Here is a 14,915-nt window from a genome sequence, read left to right as displayed (position 1 = left end):
ATGATTCGCGCCTTGAACAGCCTCTCCTCTCTCTTCTCCCCGAAGCACGTGGCGGTCGTCGGCGCCTCGGAAGACACCAACAAGATCCGTGGCCGCCTGCTAAAACTGCTGCGCACGGGCGGCTTCGCCGGGGCGATCTATCCCGTGAATCCGAGCAGCTCCACCATTCAGGGGCTGCAGGCCTACCCGAACGTGCTGGCCCTGCCCGAAGCCGTGGACCTCGCCTTGATCGCCGTCGCGGCCCCTCAGGTCATGGAGGTGCTCGAACAATGCGCCGGACGCGGCATCAAGGCTGCCGCCATTTTCTCCGCAGGGGCCAGCAACGCCAGCCACGGCGAGCGGCTGCAAGATCGGGTCGCCGCTTTCGCACGGCGCACCGGCATGCGTATTCTTGGCCCCAACGCGGAAGGCTTCATCGATATCGAATCCGGCATGACCGCCACGTTCAGCCCGACGCTGGAGGCCATGCCGGCGCCGCCTCATGGTTCGCTGCCCTTGCGCAGCCCCGTAAGCATTGTTTCGCAGTCGGGCGCCATGGCGTTCGCACTCTACAGTCGCGCCTGCCACGAACATATTCCGATCGGACGCCTTGTCTCCACCGGGAATGAAGCCGACGTCGAAATGCTGGAGGTCGTTGATCACTTGATCGCACAGGGGACGTCCAAAGCGATTCTGCTGTTCCTGGAAGGTTTCCGCGATCCGGAGCGCTTTGCATCGGTCGCCGCGCGCGCGGCCGACGCCGGCGTGGTCCTGGTGGTGGCCAAAGTGGGACAGTCCATGGCGGGCCAACGTGCAGCAGTCTCGCACACCGCTCATCTCACCGGCGCAGACACCGCCTATGAGGCCGCTTTCCGGCGTTATGGGGTCATCCGCGTCGACAACCCCGAGCAGATGCTCGCCATCGCAGCAGCCGTCAGCGTTGGCGCCCAGCCCCAAGGCAAGCGCGTCGGCATCATAACCACCTCGGGCGGCGCTGGCGGTTGGGCCGCCGACATCTGCGAACGTGCGGGGCTCGACGTTCCCGAGCTGACCCCGGCCCTGAAGCAAGAACTGGCAGCCATCGTGCCGGACTACGGCTCCAGCGAGAACCCCGTCGACGTCACAGCTCATGTCGTCGAGGACGGCGGCGCGACGCTGATGCGCATACTCGAACTGCTGGAACGCGCGCCTGACCTCGATGTGGGATTGATCATTGTGTCGCTGGTCAGTTCACGCCGCATTCCGGATATGCAGGCCCAGTTGGCTCCGCTCCTGGCCAAATCCACCCGGCCGCTCGTGTTCCATTCTCCGGGCGTTCCGGCGCCTTCTGGCCTGGAGACCCTGGCCCGCCTTGGCGGCTTGCACCTGGACCTGGAGGGCTTCGCCTATGCGATGACGAAGCTGGACGACTATCGGCTGTTTCGCGACCAATGGCTCTCCCGCCGCGCCGCCGAGTCGGCCATTCCCAGCGTGGCGACCCCGCGCGTAACGCTACCCGGCGCGGGCGGCTCACTGGACGCCGCTCAAGCACGGGCGTTGCTTTCAGCCTATGGCGTTCCCATGGCGCCCGAAGCGCTCGCCACCAGCGCATCTCAAGCCGTGGCGGAAGCGGAGCGCATCGGTTGGCCGGTTGTGCTCAAGGTCGTCTCCGCCGACATTCCGCACAAGACCGAGGCGGGCGGCGTAGCGCTGAACCTGACTGGCGCCGCGGAGGTAGAGGCGGCCTATGCGGGCATCATCGCCAACGCCAGGCGCTACGCGCCCAAGGCCCGTATCGAAGGCGTCCAGATCCAGAAGATGATGCCCCCAGGACGAGAAATGGTGGTGGGTACCGTCAACGATCCCGATTTCGGCCCCCTGGTGATGTTGGGCTTTGGCGGCATCTACGTCGAGGTTCTGCGCGACGTCGTATTCGCTGCCGCGCCGTTGGATCTCACCATTGCGCGCGACATGATTTCGCGTCTGCAGGGCAGTGCGATCCTGGAAGGCGTGCGAGGCGAGGCTGCCTCGGATCTGGACGCGCTCGCGCAAGTTCTGGTGGCGGTCTCGGACCTGCTTGCCGCGCATCCGGGGCGCATCGACGAGATCGACCTGAATCCGGTCCTGCTTTACCCGCACGGCCAGGGTGCCGTCGCGGTCGATGCCCTGTTGGTATTGACCGAAGAAACTGCACCATCCGCCGCTGAATCGGAAATTGGGAGATAGGCAATCATGGCCGAGATCGAATATCAAAAAGCAGGGGCGGTCGCACGCATCACCCTCAATCGGCCGGAGCGCAAGAATGCGCTCGCCAACAACATGCGTCAGGACCTGGCCGACGCTTTCACCAATGCCAACCGCGACGACGAAGTGCGGGTCGTCGTTCTCACCGGCGCGGGCGACAGCTTTTGCGCTGGCGCCGACGTCGCGAAACTGGCAGTGCGCGACGTCAAGGGGTCGCGCAACAACCTTCAACACAATGCGCACGCGCTCATCCGCAATCTCTACACCATAGAAAAACCCGTGATCGCTGCCGTGCGCGGTTCAGCCGTGGGCATCGGTTTGAGCATGATGCTGGCCTGCGACCTGGTGATCGCGTCCGAGACGGCCAGCTTCTCCTGCATTTTCGCGCGCCGCGGCCTGGCGCCCGATTCCGGCGCGGTGTTCTTCCTGTCACGCCTGATCGGGCTGGCGCGCGCGCGCGAGCTCGTATTCACCGCAAGCTCCTTCTCAGCCCAAGAGGCTGCCGAGATGGATCTGATCACGCGCGTAGTGCCGGACGGCGAACTTGAATCCGCCGCGGACCAACTGGCGCAAACGCTGGCGACTCAGCCTACCTACGCATTGGCGATGGCAAAGAAGATGTTCCACTTTTCGCTATCGCCCAGCCTGGACCAATTCCTCGATCTCGAAGCCATGATCCAGCCGCAGATTCACCAAACGCAGGACTTCAAGGAAGGCATCGCCGCTTTCAACGAAAAGAGGCCGCCTCGTTTCATCGGACGCTAGAGACTGCGCATTGCAGTCTTGGCAACGTATTGCAGGAAAAACCAATACTGCGCCGGCTCTGACCGGCGCGAGGAGACAAACCATGCTTTATCGCACTTCCTGGCGCCGGAAGGCCGCCATGCCTATGCTGGCCATGAAGGCCAAACGGATCGGATGGACTGCCGCCGCCTTGGCAATTCTGCCCTTTTCCCTGTACGCCCAGACCGATTATCCGTCCAGGCCGCTGCGGATGATCGTGCCCTATCAGGCTGGCGGACAGATCGATAATGTCGCGCGCGCGGTTGCCGAAGGTCTGGGCAAGCGCCTTGGGCAGCCTGTACTCGTCGAGAACAAGCCTGGCGCAGGCGGAATCATCGGCACCAATACCGCCGCCAAGTCCGCTCCGGACGGATACACCTTGCTGCTGACCATCGCAACCCCGCTCAGTGCGAACTTGGTTCTTTACAAAAAGCTGCCCTACGACCCTCGCACCGAGTTGCAGCAGATCTCCGATGTCTCCAAGAGCTCGGCCGTGATCGTTGTCCACAAGTCGCTGCCGGTAAATACCATCGACGAGCTGATAGCCTACGCAAAAAAGCACCCTGGTACGCTGCGAATAGGGTCGTGGGGGCCGGGGTCCTCGCCACAGATCATTCAGCACTATATGAACAAGACATATGGCATCGACATCCTGAACGTGCCGTACAAGGGCGAATTGCCTATCGTGACGGATTTGCTTGCCGGTCAGATCAACATTGCCGTCGCTTCGGTTTCCTCGCTCAAGCAGCACATCGCTTCCGGCCAGATTCGGGCCCTTGCCATCCTGGGCAGCAAAAGAATCGGCGCGTTCTCGGATGTCCCCACCGTGGCAGAGGAGGGTTATGACAGCACGGCTTTCCACGTCTCCACGCCAACCACGGTGCTTGCTCCAGCCAAAACGCCTCCGGAGATCATCGAGCGCCTGGGCCGTGAAGTCAGCGCTGCGGTGAAGACTCCAGAGGTCAGGCAACGACTGCTTGGGATGGACCTGGAACCCATCGGAAACCTGCCCCATGAGGCCCAGGCCGAGTACAACGCCTATCTCCCTATCGTCCTCAAGCTGACGGCCGAGACTGGAGTAACGGTGGAATGATTCTTGGCGGCCAACGGCGGGCATAAGCGGGCCGTTGGCCGTCGGGGGTCACGACAGCGTGCGCCAGACGTTGAGGGCTGCGGCGCCCTCCAACACGGCAAGAATCACCTCGCCATGCTCGCCACGGGTCGTCTCGGGCCCCTCTGACGTCTTCAGGTCAGCCACAATGGACCGTTTGCCCCGATTGAGCAGCTTGGCCACAGCGGCAGAGCCGCTTTCCCCAGCCGCCTCGGCGCCTTCGACGGCGATTACCTCAGCCCCCAGGACTGCGCCGGCCTGGTGCGAAAGCGGGCGAGTATTTCGGACCCTGATCTTCACGTACCAGTCTGCCAGACGCTCACGTACTGCGGCTTCCCTGGGACACCGCTAATTGGCGGAGGGCTTTGGCCAATACTTCTCACGCAGGGCTTGCTTGTATAGCTTCCCGGTAGGCAGGCGCGGCAATTTCTCAACGAATTCGATCGACCTCGGCACCATGTAGCGCGCCACTTTTTGGCGGCATAGTGCAAGCAGCTCATCGACCAGCATTTCCGACGGCGCTACGCCGGCGGCCGGTTCAATAATGGCCTTGACCTCTTCGCCCATCTCCGGATTCGGCACACCGATCACTGCGACATCGCCAACGCTGGGGTGCATCTGCAACGCGTCTTCTATGGCCTGTGGATAGATGTTGACGCCTCCGGAGATGATCATGAAGGCCTTGCGGTCCGTGAGATACAGGTAGCCGTCGGCATCCACATGCCCGATGTCGCCGATAGCCGTCCAGGTCGGATGGCGCGGATGCTGCGCGGCGCGCGTCTTTTCAGGATCGTTGTGGTAACGGAAAGGCAGCTCGTCCCGCTCGAAGTAGACCAGGCCGGTTTCTCCGACCGGCAGCTCATTGCCAGTCTCGTCACAGATATGAAGGACTCCTGTTGCCGCCCGGCCCACCGAACCAGGATGGGTCAGCCATTCCTCGCTATCAATCGACGTGGTGCCGTTGCCTTCTGTCGCCCCGTAGTACTCGTTCAGAATGGGCCCCCACCACGCGATCATCTGACGCTTTACCTCGACGGGACACGGTGCGGCGGCATGGATTGCCACGCGGTGGCTCGACAGATCGAACGCCTGGCGCTCCGCTTCGGGCAGCTTCAACATGCGGATGAACATGGTCGGCACCCACTGACTGTGTGTGACCCGGTGCCGCGCTATCAGAGCGAGCGCCTCTTTCTCGTCGAACTTTTCCATGAATACCACGGTGCCGCCCTCGAACTGAACGTTGAGCGCAAACCCCAGTGGAGCGGCATGGTAGAGCGGCGCGGGCGACAAGTAGACGGTTTCGCAGGAGTAGCCGTAGCGCTTGGTCTGACTGCTACGCTGCGGCGTAGGTTCATCGTTGACTTTGCGTTCGAGCAAATTACGCAGGATGCCCTTGGGCCGCCCCGTCGTCCCTGAGCTGTAGAGCATGGTGGCGCCCAGCCACTCTTCCTCGAGCCGCTGCGCCGGGAAGGGCGCCACAGCTGCCTCGTAACCGTCCCAGCCTTCGATAACGCCATCGATCATCAGGCGCGCACGGCAGCCCGGCATACGCTCGGTCAGCGCCCCAGCCAATTCGCTCATGGCGAGCGAGCTGACGACGACCTGCGCTTCGCAATCGGCAATCAGATAGACAGCCTCGTCAACGCTCAGGAATCGATTGATCGGCGTGATCAGCAGGCCCGAACGCAACGCCGCCCAGCAGATCTCGAAACAACGGGCGTTGTTCTCGAGCAGCATCGCGATGTGATCTCCGCGCCGCAGGCCCAAGGCGTACAGGTACTGCGCGAAGCGATTTGAACGTTCATCGAGCTCCCGAAAACTCAGCACCTCGCCGGTGGTCCCGTTGATGACGGCCGGCTTGTCCGGCGTCAAAGCGGCGTGATCGCCGAGATAGCGCGGATTCTCCATACTGATCTGTCTCCTTGGCAACTGCCTTGCCTAAACTGGTGATGTCGGGCGCCGCGATTCTCGAAGCGGCCCAGGACCATGTCCCGCCAGCTATGCATCACGGCCTGCGGGACTCATAAAGATTTCAAATATCTTGGTCCTCAAGGCGACTGGTTGGACAGCACCAACGTAGCCGCCGCGGTGAACATGCCACCCACGCCCTGGACCACGCTGGTCCGCACCTTGTCCAACTGACGGAACGCCTCGCCTCGCAATTGCCTGACCGCCTCCTGGATCGCGAACATGCCGTACATGCCAGTGTGCGTGTACAGGATGCCGCCGCCGTTCGTGTTCAGCGGCAGACGCCCGCCAGGCCGAGTATTGCCTTCCGCAATGAAGGCGCCTGCTTCACCACGGCCGACGAATCCCATGTCTTCCAGGCCATACAGGGGCAAGTGCGCGAACGCGTCATAAATCATCAGGTGATCGACGTCAGCATGGCTGATGCCGGCCTCGGCAAAGGCCGCGCGGCTGGAGATCCGAAATCCCTTCGACGAAGTCATGTCATCCATCATCGACACCAAGGGACTGTCGCAAGCCTCGCCCGAACCGAGCAGATAGACCGGGGAATCAGCGCGACGCAAATTGCGCGCGCGCTCAGCCGTGGTCACCACCAACGCGCCGCCGCCGTCGGTCACCACGCAGCATTCGAGCTTGTGGAAAGGATAGGCGATCATGGGCGAGGCCATCACGTCTTCGACCGTCAACAACTTGTTCCGGCTTGCGCGCGGGTTACCGTTGGCCCAGTGACTTTGCGCCACCACAACTTCCGCCAATTGCTCGTGCGTAGCGCCGGTTTCATGCATGAAACGCAACGCAGGCAAGGTGAACATATTGGGCGGCGCCGATACACCGTAAGGCAGTTCGAACTGCCCGTTCATCGAATACGGAGGACGCCGGTTCAGTGCTTTCCCTACGCGCGAACGTCCCGATTCTCCGTGCAATACCAGCACGGTCGAGCAATAACCGGCGCGAATGGCAGCCGCCGCATGCCGCAGGTGGATCAGGAAGGAACATCCCCCCACAGACGTGCCGTCGTACCACTTGGGCGTCACGCCCAGGTAATGCGCGACTTCAATCGGCGAGTCGCCCGCGCTGGTGATCCCGTCGACGTCGGCCAGCGTCAGGCCGGCATCCGCTAGCGCTCGATGGGCAGCATCCGCCCGCAGGTCCAGTTCGGAAAGTTGCGGCAAGGCGCCGAGTTCAGTCTCGGCGGCGCCGGCAATGGCGATTACGGGGCCCGTCATGACGCGCCTCCTTTGGTATTGGTCGGTCGGAACAAGGGAAGGACCTCTTCCCCGCGGGTCTCGAACACAACTTCGAGCGGCATATCCAGAGGCAGCGCCTGAGGGTCGGCGGGCACGCCCACGAGATTCGACAGCATCCTGGGCCCCTCTTCCAGCTTCACGACGGCGATCACGTAGGGGACCTCGTTTTCCCAACCCGGCGCAGCCAGGTGGCTGATGACGTAGGAGTGCAGGCTGCCCCGTCCGCTTGCGCGGACCCAGGTCAGTGCGTCAGCGCCGCAAGCGGGGCAGCGCGTGCGTGGATAAAGATGGTGGGCATGGCAGCTGCCGCAACGCTGCAGCCGCAGCTCTCCTGCCCTCGTTCCTTCCCAAAAGGGCAGGGTGGTCGGCGTGGGAACGGGCGCTGCCTTGGGCCGCGATGAATTCTTTGTGTTCATTGCTGCGCCTCCTGGCGGACCTTCATCAGGCCATGGTCGATCACGATCTCCCCGGCCCCGTCAAACGTACGGAAACGGACGTCCCCAGCCTCCTGCCAGGCGTGCACCGACAACGTCTCTCCGGGCATGACGGGGCGCGTGAAGCGTGCCGACATCGAACGCATCCGGTCCGGGTCGCTGCCGCAGAACGCATGGAGCAGCAGTCTTCCGGTGATTCCGTAGGTGCACAGGCCGTGCAGGATTGGGCGGGGGAATCCTCCCTTGGCGGCAAACGTTGGATCGCTGTGCAAAGGATTGCGGTCTCCGCTGAGACGGTACAGCAGCGCCTGATCGGGTCGGGTGCCAGCCGTGAGCACGGCATCCGCAACCCGCTCGGGCATCGGGGAGGACTGGGCGGATTTACGTTCGCCGCCGAAGCCGCCTTCGCCACGCAGGAAGGCTGCCGAGGCGCAGGTGATGAGCAATTCGCCCGAGACCGCATCGACGGCCTGGGCTTCATTACGAACCAGCGCGCCGGAACCTTTGTCCTCGATGGCCGTCACCCGATTGGTGACGCGCACCCGTCCCTCCACAGGCAGGGGACGATGCACCTCGAAGGCCTGTTCGGCATGGACCACCTTGGTACGGTCGATCGCTCCCAGATCCGGCCTGAGACCGGCGTTCTGCACAATCACTACGGCATAGGTCGGAAGCAGGCGCTGGGACACGCCTGCCGAGTTCTCCGTGGTGAATGCAAGCTCTTGTAGCGCGTCGTCTTGGCCCGCGCCCACGCCAATTGCATAGAGCAGGGCGTCGCGGTGGGTCCAACTCACTTCCGCCGTACCGCCAGAACGCCCCACTGCATTGAGGTCTAGCGCCATGACTTAGACTCCTTCAGGCGGGGCGGGAATCTCGCCGGTGGTGAGGGCATTGGGTGCGGCGCGGCGGACCAGGTCAGGAATCAGCGCTCCCAGTTCCTCCGTATGCCAGCGACCTTCCTTTTCGATGCGCGGGCCGGCGCGCCAACCTTCAGCCACGGTGATGCGCCCGCCGCGCACGCCGAACACCCGTCCCGTAATGCCGCTGGATTCCGTGCTGCCCAGCCACGCAATCAACGGCGCCACGTTGGCGGCGTCGAGCGGATCGAACTCGCCGGCCGCCTTCACGGCGCCTGCGCCCAGCTTCTTGGCGAAGATGTCTTCGGTCAGCCGGCTCATCGCAGTCGGATAGATGACGTTGACCGTCACGCCGTAGCGCTCGAGCTCGCGAGACGCAATCACCGACATCGACGTGATGCCCGCCTTGGCGGCGCCGTAGTTGCTTTGGCCAGGATTGCAATACAGGCCCGAGGACGAGCTGGTATTGATCATGCGTGCGACGCGCGGGCGTCCCGCCTTGGATTCGTCGCGCCAGTAGGCGGCCGCATGACGCGCCGGAGCAAAGGTGCCGCGCAGGTGAACGCGGATCACGGCGTCCCAGTCTTGTTCTTCCATGTTGGCGAGGGTCTTGTCGCGTAGGATGCCTGCGTTGTTGACCAGAACGTCCAGCCCGCCAAACTCGCGTATCGCCGTGTCGATCAGGCGACGCGCGCCCTCCCAGTCCGCAACATCGTCCGTATTCGCCACCGCGACACCACCAAACGCGCGAATCTCGGCCACTACCTCCTCGGCCGGTCCCGTGGCGCCGCCATTACCGTCGCGGGCCGAACCGAGATCGTTCACCACGACCTTGGCGCCCTGACGCGCGAACTCGAGCGCGTACTGGCGGCCAAGACCGCGCCCGGCGCCAGTGATAACCACAATCCGACCCTCGCATTGCTTTTGCATCGTCATCTCCTTGTTTTTGGGAATCATCGGCATGCGACAGCTCCAAGACCTGGAGTGCCAGCCATTGTTCAATTGAGCACGGCGCACCCATGCTCCAGTACGCGCTTGCCCCGATCGCGGGAAAAAGCCTGAAAGCTCACGACGTTGTCGTGTCGCCAGAACTCGAAGCCCAGTGTTTCTCCGGGAAAGACCACGGAAGAAAACCTGGCCTCGAAGGATTTCACTCGCTCTACTTCGTAGCGCAGCGGCCCTTTCAGCAACGCGCGCATTGCCATGCCGTAGGTGCACAGGCCGTGCAGGATGGGGCGATCGAATCCCGCCCTGCGCGCAACGGCGGGATCAACATGCAGCGGATTGCGATCGACATTGAGGCGGTAGAGCAGCGCGGCGTTGGGTGCGGTAGCCAAATCCACCACCATGTCGGGGCTGCGCTGCGGGACAGCATGCGGCGCAACCGGGCTGCCATACGACGCACCGAAGCCGCCGTCCGCACGGCAGTAGGAACTATGCAGAATGGTCGCCAGCTCCTGGCCCGTGGCTTGGTCCACCAGCGTGCGCTGGACATGAACGAGAGCGCCCTTGTCGACGCCTTTGTCCTCGATGCCGACAACGCGCGCTTGCGCGCTTAACGCTCCATGGCTGGGCAAGGGCGCGTGGAACTCGATGCGTTGCGCGCCATGCACGATCTTCTCGCGCGTCATGCCGGTTCGCGGGTCGCTTGCCCATGGGCCCAGGTGGCACAGCACGGACGCCATGGTAGGCACCGCCAGCAGGTCCCGTTCATAAACGAAAGGCAGTTCCTGTTCGTCCAGCGGATCCGTTCCGAATCCCAGGCTAAGCGCGTACAGCATGGTTTCGCGCTGGTCGTAGCGCTGATTCGGCGGCTCGAAGCGCCAATCACGGACGGTCTCGAAGTTCAACGGCATGGGAAGCTCCTGTCAGATTGCTTCCCACCCGAAAACGTCGCGTGTGCGTTCCGGCGGCGTGAAGCTCGAGCGGAAGGCCGGCGCCAGGGTCTGCGCCAGGCGCTCCGGCGTCCAACCGTCCGCCCGATGCAAGGTTCGTACCGGCCGCGGCTGACCATACAGATAGATCTCGTTGCCACGTGCGCCGAATATCTGGCCTGATACCTCCTTGGCAGCCTCTGAGCAGAGGTAGACCGCAAGCGGAGCGATCTGGTCCGCCCGCGTCATGGCGCGGCGCTTGGCGAGATTGCGTTCCTGCTCTTCGGGCGACAGTCCCGGCACGCTTTCGATCATGCGGCTGAATGCGTGGGGCGCGATGCAGTTCGAACGCACGCCATACCTCGCCATGTCCAGCGAGATCGAGCGCGACAGCCCGACGATTCCCATTTTTGCGGCCGCATAGTTTGCCTGCCCGATGGATCCGATCAGACCCGCCGTTGATGTCATGTGAACCAGCGCGCCGCTGCCTTGTTCGCGGAAATGAGCCGCTGCCGCCCGGCTCATGTTGAACGAGCCGAACAGATGCACACGCAGGACCAGCTCGAAGTCTTCGGCGCTCATCTTGTGAAAGATGGAGTCCCTCAGAATGCCGGCGCTGTTCACCACGGCATCGATGCGGCCAAAGGTGGCAACTGCCTTCTCGATGATGGCGGCCGCCGAGTTCCATTCAGCGACGCTGTGTCCGTCTGCCACGGCTTGTCCGCCTTGAGCGCGAATTTCCTCCACCACGGCGCCGGCCGGCGTACCGCCGCCCGCTTCGCCAGAAAGGGAAACGTCGAGGTCGTTGACCACGACCTTGGCACCTTCGCGCGCCATTGCCAACGCCACTTCCTTGCCGATGCCGCCCCCCGCGCCGGTCACGACCACCACCTTGCCTTCCATCAAGCCACTAGCCTTCATTGAATGCTCCAACAATTTGTTCGGTTGGTCATGGACGCGCGGGAAATCCACACAGGAACCGCTGAGAGATTGCGGCGATTTCCTTGCGCACCTTTAATTCATATCTCGCGCTTTTATGGCTGCACGCGGATCAAGAAACTGAGCGATATTCTGCGTCCTCTTTGCAGATCATGCGTACTTCCAATCGCTCGCTGAGCTATGATTTGCGGGAATATCAACGCCCTACAGGGAACTCAAAAAATGGGCCGTCGAATTCCCCCTCTGAATCCGCTACGCACCTTCGAGGCAGTAGCGCGACATGAGAACCTCACGAAGGCTTCCAAAGAGCTGCATGTCACGCAGTCCGCCGTCAGCAGACAGATCGCGCTGATCGAGGACTACCTCGGCGTACCCCTTTTCAACCGCAGCCGGCACGGCGTGCACCTCACCCGCGAAGGCAAGATTTACGCGGACAAGGTGGTACAGGCCTTCGCCACGATCGCAACGGCCACGGAGGAGTTGGTCAGGAAGCGCGAGGGTCAAACCGTGCGCGTGCGCACCTACATGACGTTCGCGGTACGCTGGCTGATTCCGCGTCTTCCGGCGTTCCAGGCCCTGCGCCCCGACATCGAACTTTCCTTGAGCATCGCCGTTCCCGAAGTGAATTTCGATCGGGACGACGTGGATGTGGCCATCCAATTCGGAAACGGCAAATGGCCCAACATGCAGACCGATCTGCTGTTCCTGGACAACGTCGAGCCTGTGTGCTCGCCAAAATTCCTGCAGCAGCACCTGGCGGCCGGGGAGTCCCCCTCCAAGCTGTTGACGCAGCGCCTGCTGGTCAGCCACTATCGCCGCACGGACTGGAACGAGTGGCTTGAAAGCACGGGACTGACAGCGGCCGCGGAAGGCGCGGAACGCATGACTTTCAGCAGTTCGGTGCTGACCTACCAGGCTGCTGTCGATGGCCTGGGAATCGCAGTAGGCCAAACCGCGATGCTTTCACAGGAGCTGCTTACCAAGCAGCTCGTGCGCCCGTTCGCACAGCCTTTCTCGCGGGGGCTGGGCTACTACCTGCTACGCCCCAACCATGCCGAGGACGGCCACCACGTAGCGGCATTCCGCAACTGGCTGATGGAGACTGCCGCGCGCGAATGACGCGTTTTTTCGCGCGATGATTTCATCAATCTAAGCAGGCAGACCGAGCGCACGCCGCGCGAGAATATTGCGTTGCACTTGCGCAGTTCCGCCGAAAATCGTGACGGGCCGCGCGATCATGTAGAGCCATTCCAGGTCTTCCTTGAGGCCGATTCCGGGCGCGGCTCCGATGACTCCGCCATAGTGGCCTGCAAGTTCCTGTATGGACTCCGTGAGGCGTTGCAGAAGCTCGGCGTTGAACAATTTCAACATCATGAAATCATGATCGGAATCATCAGGCTCATTGCCCCGAATGGCGGCCTCGCAACTCAATTCATACAACGCGCATGCATCCGCCACGTCACTCGCGTGACGCCCATGAAGCTCAAGATAGCTTGTCGATGACGACGCGCCGACGGCAGCCGCCGTGTCGCGCAGCACGGTCAATGCGTAGCGGACCAGCTCCGGCGAGCCGTGGCTGAAGCGTTCGAAGCCGAGCAGCGCCTTGGCGACCGACCAGCCTTCATCCACGCGTCCGACGACGTTTTCCGCCGGTACCGCCACGTCCTTGAAAAACACTTCGCAGAAATGCTCGTCTCCGGCCAGCGTGCGGATCGGCCGGATCTCGATACCCGGCGTGTTGAGGTCGGCGAGCAGAAAAGTGATGCCTTGCTGCTTCCTGGGCTGCACGCTGGTCCGCACCAGCATGAAAATCATGTTGGCGTCGGTGGCCAGGGTAGTCCAGATCTTCTGGCCGTTGACCACATAGCGATCGCCCTCAAGAACGGCTGCTGTCTTCAGATTGGCAAGGTCCGAACCCGCGTTCGGCTCCGAGTAGCCCTGGCACCACATGTCCGCGCAAGACAGGATGCGCGGCAGGTAATAAGCCTTCTGCTCCTCGGTGCCATAGCGGATGAGCACCGGCGCAAGAAGTCGCAGACCATGGTCGATGGGACGGGCCACGCCGAAGCGCTCGAGCTCCTCCTGGTAGATCAGCTGTTTGCGCATCGACAATCCCATTCCGCCATATTCGGCGGGCAGGCCCGGAGCGCGCCATCCATCCCGCAACTGGCTTTGCAGCCAGGTCCTGGCGGCCTTGCCGGTCAGGCGCTTCAGTGGATTGCGCAGATCTGAGGGATAGTTCTGCGCAATCCAGCTGCGGAATCTTGCTCGAAAGGCCTCGTCGGAAAGCGTGTTGAAATCGTTTCTGCTCATGCGTCTGCTCCTCGAGCGGCGCTGGCCTGCTCCTGCAACAACAGGCTGACGCGCCGCCGGTGCTGGGCGCCATTACCCAGCCATGCCGAGGCCCTGAGCGCGCTCTTCATGTACAGGCCGATATCCGCCTCCATGGCAAAGCCGATTGCACCGTGTACCTGCACGCCGAACCGGGCCGTGGCTAGCGCCGAATCGGACGCCCGGGCCTTGGCTGCGGAGATGGCGGCGCAGACCGCCGCGGGATGCCGAGCTACATCGCCTGCAGCCTCCAGCTTCTGCAACGCTGACAGGTAAGAGGCTGCCGCGAGCCGGTGCTGCACTTTCAGATCCACGGCCACATGTTGCAGGCTTTGAAAACTGCCGATCTTCTGCCCGAACTGCTCTCTGGTCCGCATGTAGTCGAGCGCTATTTCAAAGGCGGCCTGCGCCATTCCGTCGAGCTGGGCGGCCACGGCGAGCAATGCCTCATCCAGCGCCCTCGCCAATGCCTGGAGCAAGGCCTCGCCTTCAAACAGCACCGCGCCCTGCGCCGGCGCATTCTCCAGGTACACGGTTCCCAGCGACGCCCCATCGCTGGTAGTCACCGTCTCCACACGAACGCCGGGCGCGGATCGCGCCACCGCCACCAGGACCGGTTGACCTTCCAGGCGAGCAGTCACCAGGAAGTCGTCGGCCATTGCCGCTCCGACCACACCGGCTTTGACGCCGCTGATGAGCAGGCCGGCTGGCCCGTTCGCCGCATTGGTGCGTACAGGACAGACATCCAGGGACTGGGGATCCTCCTGCCAGGCCACGGCGATGACCTTCTCGCCATCCGTCAACGCAGCCAGGATGTCGTGCCAGGCTGCGGCCCGATTCGCACTGGCAGCCAGCATGCCAGGCAAAAGCGCGCAGCCAACAAACGGTTCGGGCAACAGGAACTGGCCAAAGACTGCGGCAATGGCTCCCGCATGCCTTGCCTGCAGGCCACTGCCGCCCAGTTGCTCGGGCAGGCGCATGGCCAGCCAGCCCTGCCGCGCCAGCTTGGCCCATACCTGCCGATCATGCGCGGGACGTCCCGGCTTCACCTGCCGCAACCGCTCCATGGCGGACTCCTGCCGCATGAAGGTCTCGACGGAGGCCTTGAGAATGGACTCGGTTTCGTCGCTTTCTGTCAACATCTGCACTCCTCCACCGCTTCATAGGTC

General features: G+C 62.9%; 14 protein-coding genes. 4 read left to right on the top strand and 10 right to left on the bottom strand.

Annotation, left to right across the window (positions count from 1 at the left end):
* The first annotated feature begins 12 nt into the window (after window positions 1-12).
* The 3 genes from AC1RHV_RS13380 (at window position 13) to AC1RHV_RS13370 (ending at window position 4,078) form a co-directional block, all read left to right on the top strand.
* Window positions 13-2,184, top strand: a complete 2,172-nt coding sequence (locus tag AC1RHV_RS13380) for an acetate--CoA ligase family protein (protein ID WP_492301045.1) — start codon at window positions 13-15, stop codon at window positions 2,182-2,184.
* Between the two features lie 6 nt (window positions 2,185-2,190).
* The gene (locus AC1RHV_RS13375; protein ID WP_175212869.1) at window positions 2,191-2,967 is read left to right on the top strand and encodes an enoyl-CoA hydratase/isomerase family protein; all 777 of its coding nucleotides are present in this window, start codon (window positions 2,191-2,193) and stop codon (window positions 2,965-2,967) included.
* Between the two features lie 82 nt (window positions 2,968-3,049).
* Window positions 3,050-4,078, top strand: a complete 1,029-nt coding sequence (locus AC1RHV_RS13370; RefSeq protein WP_225589253.1) for a Bug family tripartite tricarboxylate transporter substrate binding protein — start codon at window positions 3,050-3,052, stop codon at window positions 4,076-4,078.
* Between the two features lie 48 nt (window positions 4,079-4,126).
* On the opposite strand, the gene AC1RHV_RS13365 is transcribed toward AC1RHV_RS13370, so the two are convergent.
* The 8 genes from AC1RHV_RS13365 to AC1RHV_RS13330 all read right to left on the bottom strand — a co-directional run bounded on the left by AC1RHV_RS13365 (window position 4,127) and on the right by AC1RHV_RS13330 (window position 11,397).
* Window positions 4,127-4,396, bottom strand: a complete 270-nt coding sequence (locus AC1RHV_RS13365; RefSeq protein WP_370528717.1) for a CoA transferase — start codon at window positions 4,394-4,396, stop codon at window positions 4,127-4,129.
* Window positions 4,397-4,444: 48 nt separating this feature from the next.
* A complete protein-coding gene (locus tag AC1RHV_RS13360; protein ID WP_492301042.1) occupies window positions 4,445-6,004 on the bottom strand; it encodes an acyl-CoA synthetase in 1,560 nt (519 codons plus the stop codon).
* A 140-nt stretch (window positions 6,005-6,144) separates the two neighbouring features.
* The gene (locus AC1RHV_RS13355) at window positions 6,145-7,290 is read right to left on the bottom strand and encodes a thiolase C-terminal domain-containing protein (protein ID WP_492301040.1); all 1,146 of its coding nucleotides are present in this window, start codon (window positions 7,288-7,290) and stop codon (window positions 6,145-6,147) included.
* Window positions 7,287-7,727 (bottom strand): Zn-ribbon domain-containing OB-fold protein, encoded by a 441-nt coding sequence (locus AC1RHV_RS13350; RefSeq protein WP_175212873.1) that lies wholly within the window; start codon window positions 7,725-7,727, stop codon window positions 7,287-7,289. Before AC1RHV_RS13350 ends, AC1RHV_RS13355 begins: the two co-directional genes overlap by 4 nt.
* Window positions 7,724-8,587, bottom strand: coding sequence for a MaoC family dehydratase (locus tag AC1RHV_RS13345; RefSeq protein WP_460360531.1), 864 nt, complete (start codon window positions 8,585-8,587; stop codon window positions 7,724-7,726). The genes AC1RHV_RS13350 and AC1RHV_RS13345 overlap by 4 nt, the downstream gene beginning before the upstream one ends.
* Before the next feature lie 3 nt (window positions 8,588-8,590).
* A complete protein-coding gene (locus tag AC1RHV_RS13340; RefSeq protein ID WP_175213163.1) occupies window positions 8,591-9,532 on the bottom strand; it encodes an SDR family oxidoreductase in 942 nt (313 codons plus the stop codon).
* A gap of 68 nt (window positions 9,533-9,600) precedes the next feature.
* A complete protein-coding gene (locus tag AC1RHV_RS13335) occupies window positions 9,601-10,458 on the bottom strand; it encodes a MaoC/PaaZ C-terminal domain-containing protein (protein WP_492301037.1) in 858 nt (285 codons plus the stop codon).
* 12 nt (window positions 10,459-10,470) lie between these two features.
* A complete protein-coding gene (locus AC1RHV_RS13330; protein ID WP_192330743.1) occupies window positions 10,471-11,397 on the bottom strand; it encodes an SDR family NAD(P)-dependent oxidoreductase in 927 nt (308 codons plus the stop codon).
* A gap of 240 nt (window positions 11,398-11,637) precedes the next feature.
* Here AC1RHV_RS13330 and gcvA point away from each other — a divergent pair, with 240 nt between their 5' ends.
* Window positions 11,638-12,534 carry a transcriptional regulator GcvA gene (gcvA, locus tag AC1RHV_RS13325; protein ID WP_175212876.1) on the top strand — a complete coding sequence of 299 codons (897 nt, stop codon included), beginning with the start codon at window positions 11,638-11,640 and terminating at the stop codon, window positions 12,532-12,534.
* Between the two features lie 30 nt (window positions 12,535-12,564).
* Here gcvA and AC1RHV_RS13320 read toward each other — a convergent pair whose 3' ends face one another.
* Complete coding sequence (locus AC1RHV_RS13320; RefSeq protein ID WP_175212877.1) at window positions 12,565-13,728, bottom strand: acyl-CoA dehydrogenase family protein; 1,164 nt, start codon at window positions 13,726-13,728, stop codon at window positions 12,565-12,567.
* Entirely contained in the window at window positions 13,725-14,888 is a 1,164-nt protein-coding gene (locus AC1RHV_RS13315) for an acyl-CoA dehydrogenase family protein (RefSeq protein WP_492301035.1), read from the bottom strand. The genes AC1RHV_RS13320 and AC1RHV_RS13315 overlap by 4 nt, the downstream gene beginning before the upstream one ends.
* Window positions 14,889-14,915 lie beyond the last annotated feature (27 nt).

The organism is Achromobacter sp. GW823-FHT04E03, from assembly GCF_058796095.1.
The sequence above is the reverse complement of the archived record's forward strand: the minus strand, read 5'-3'. Positions and strand labels throughout refer to the sequence as shown.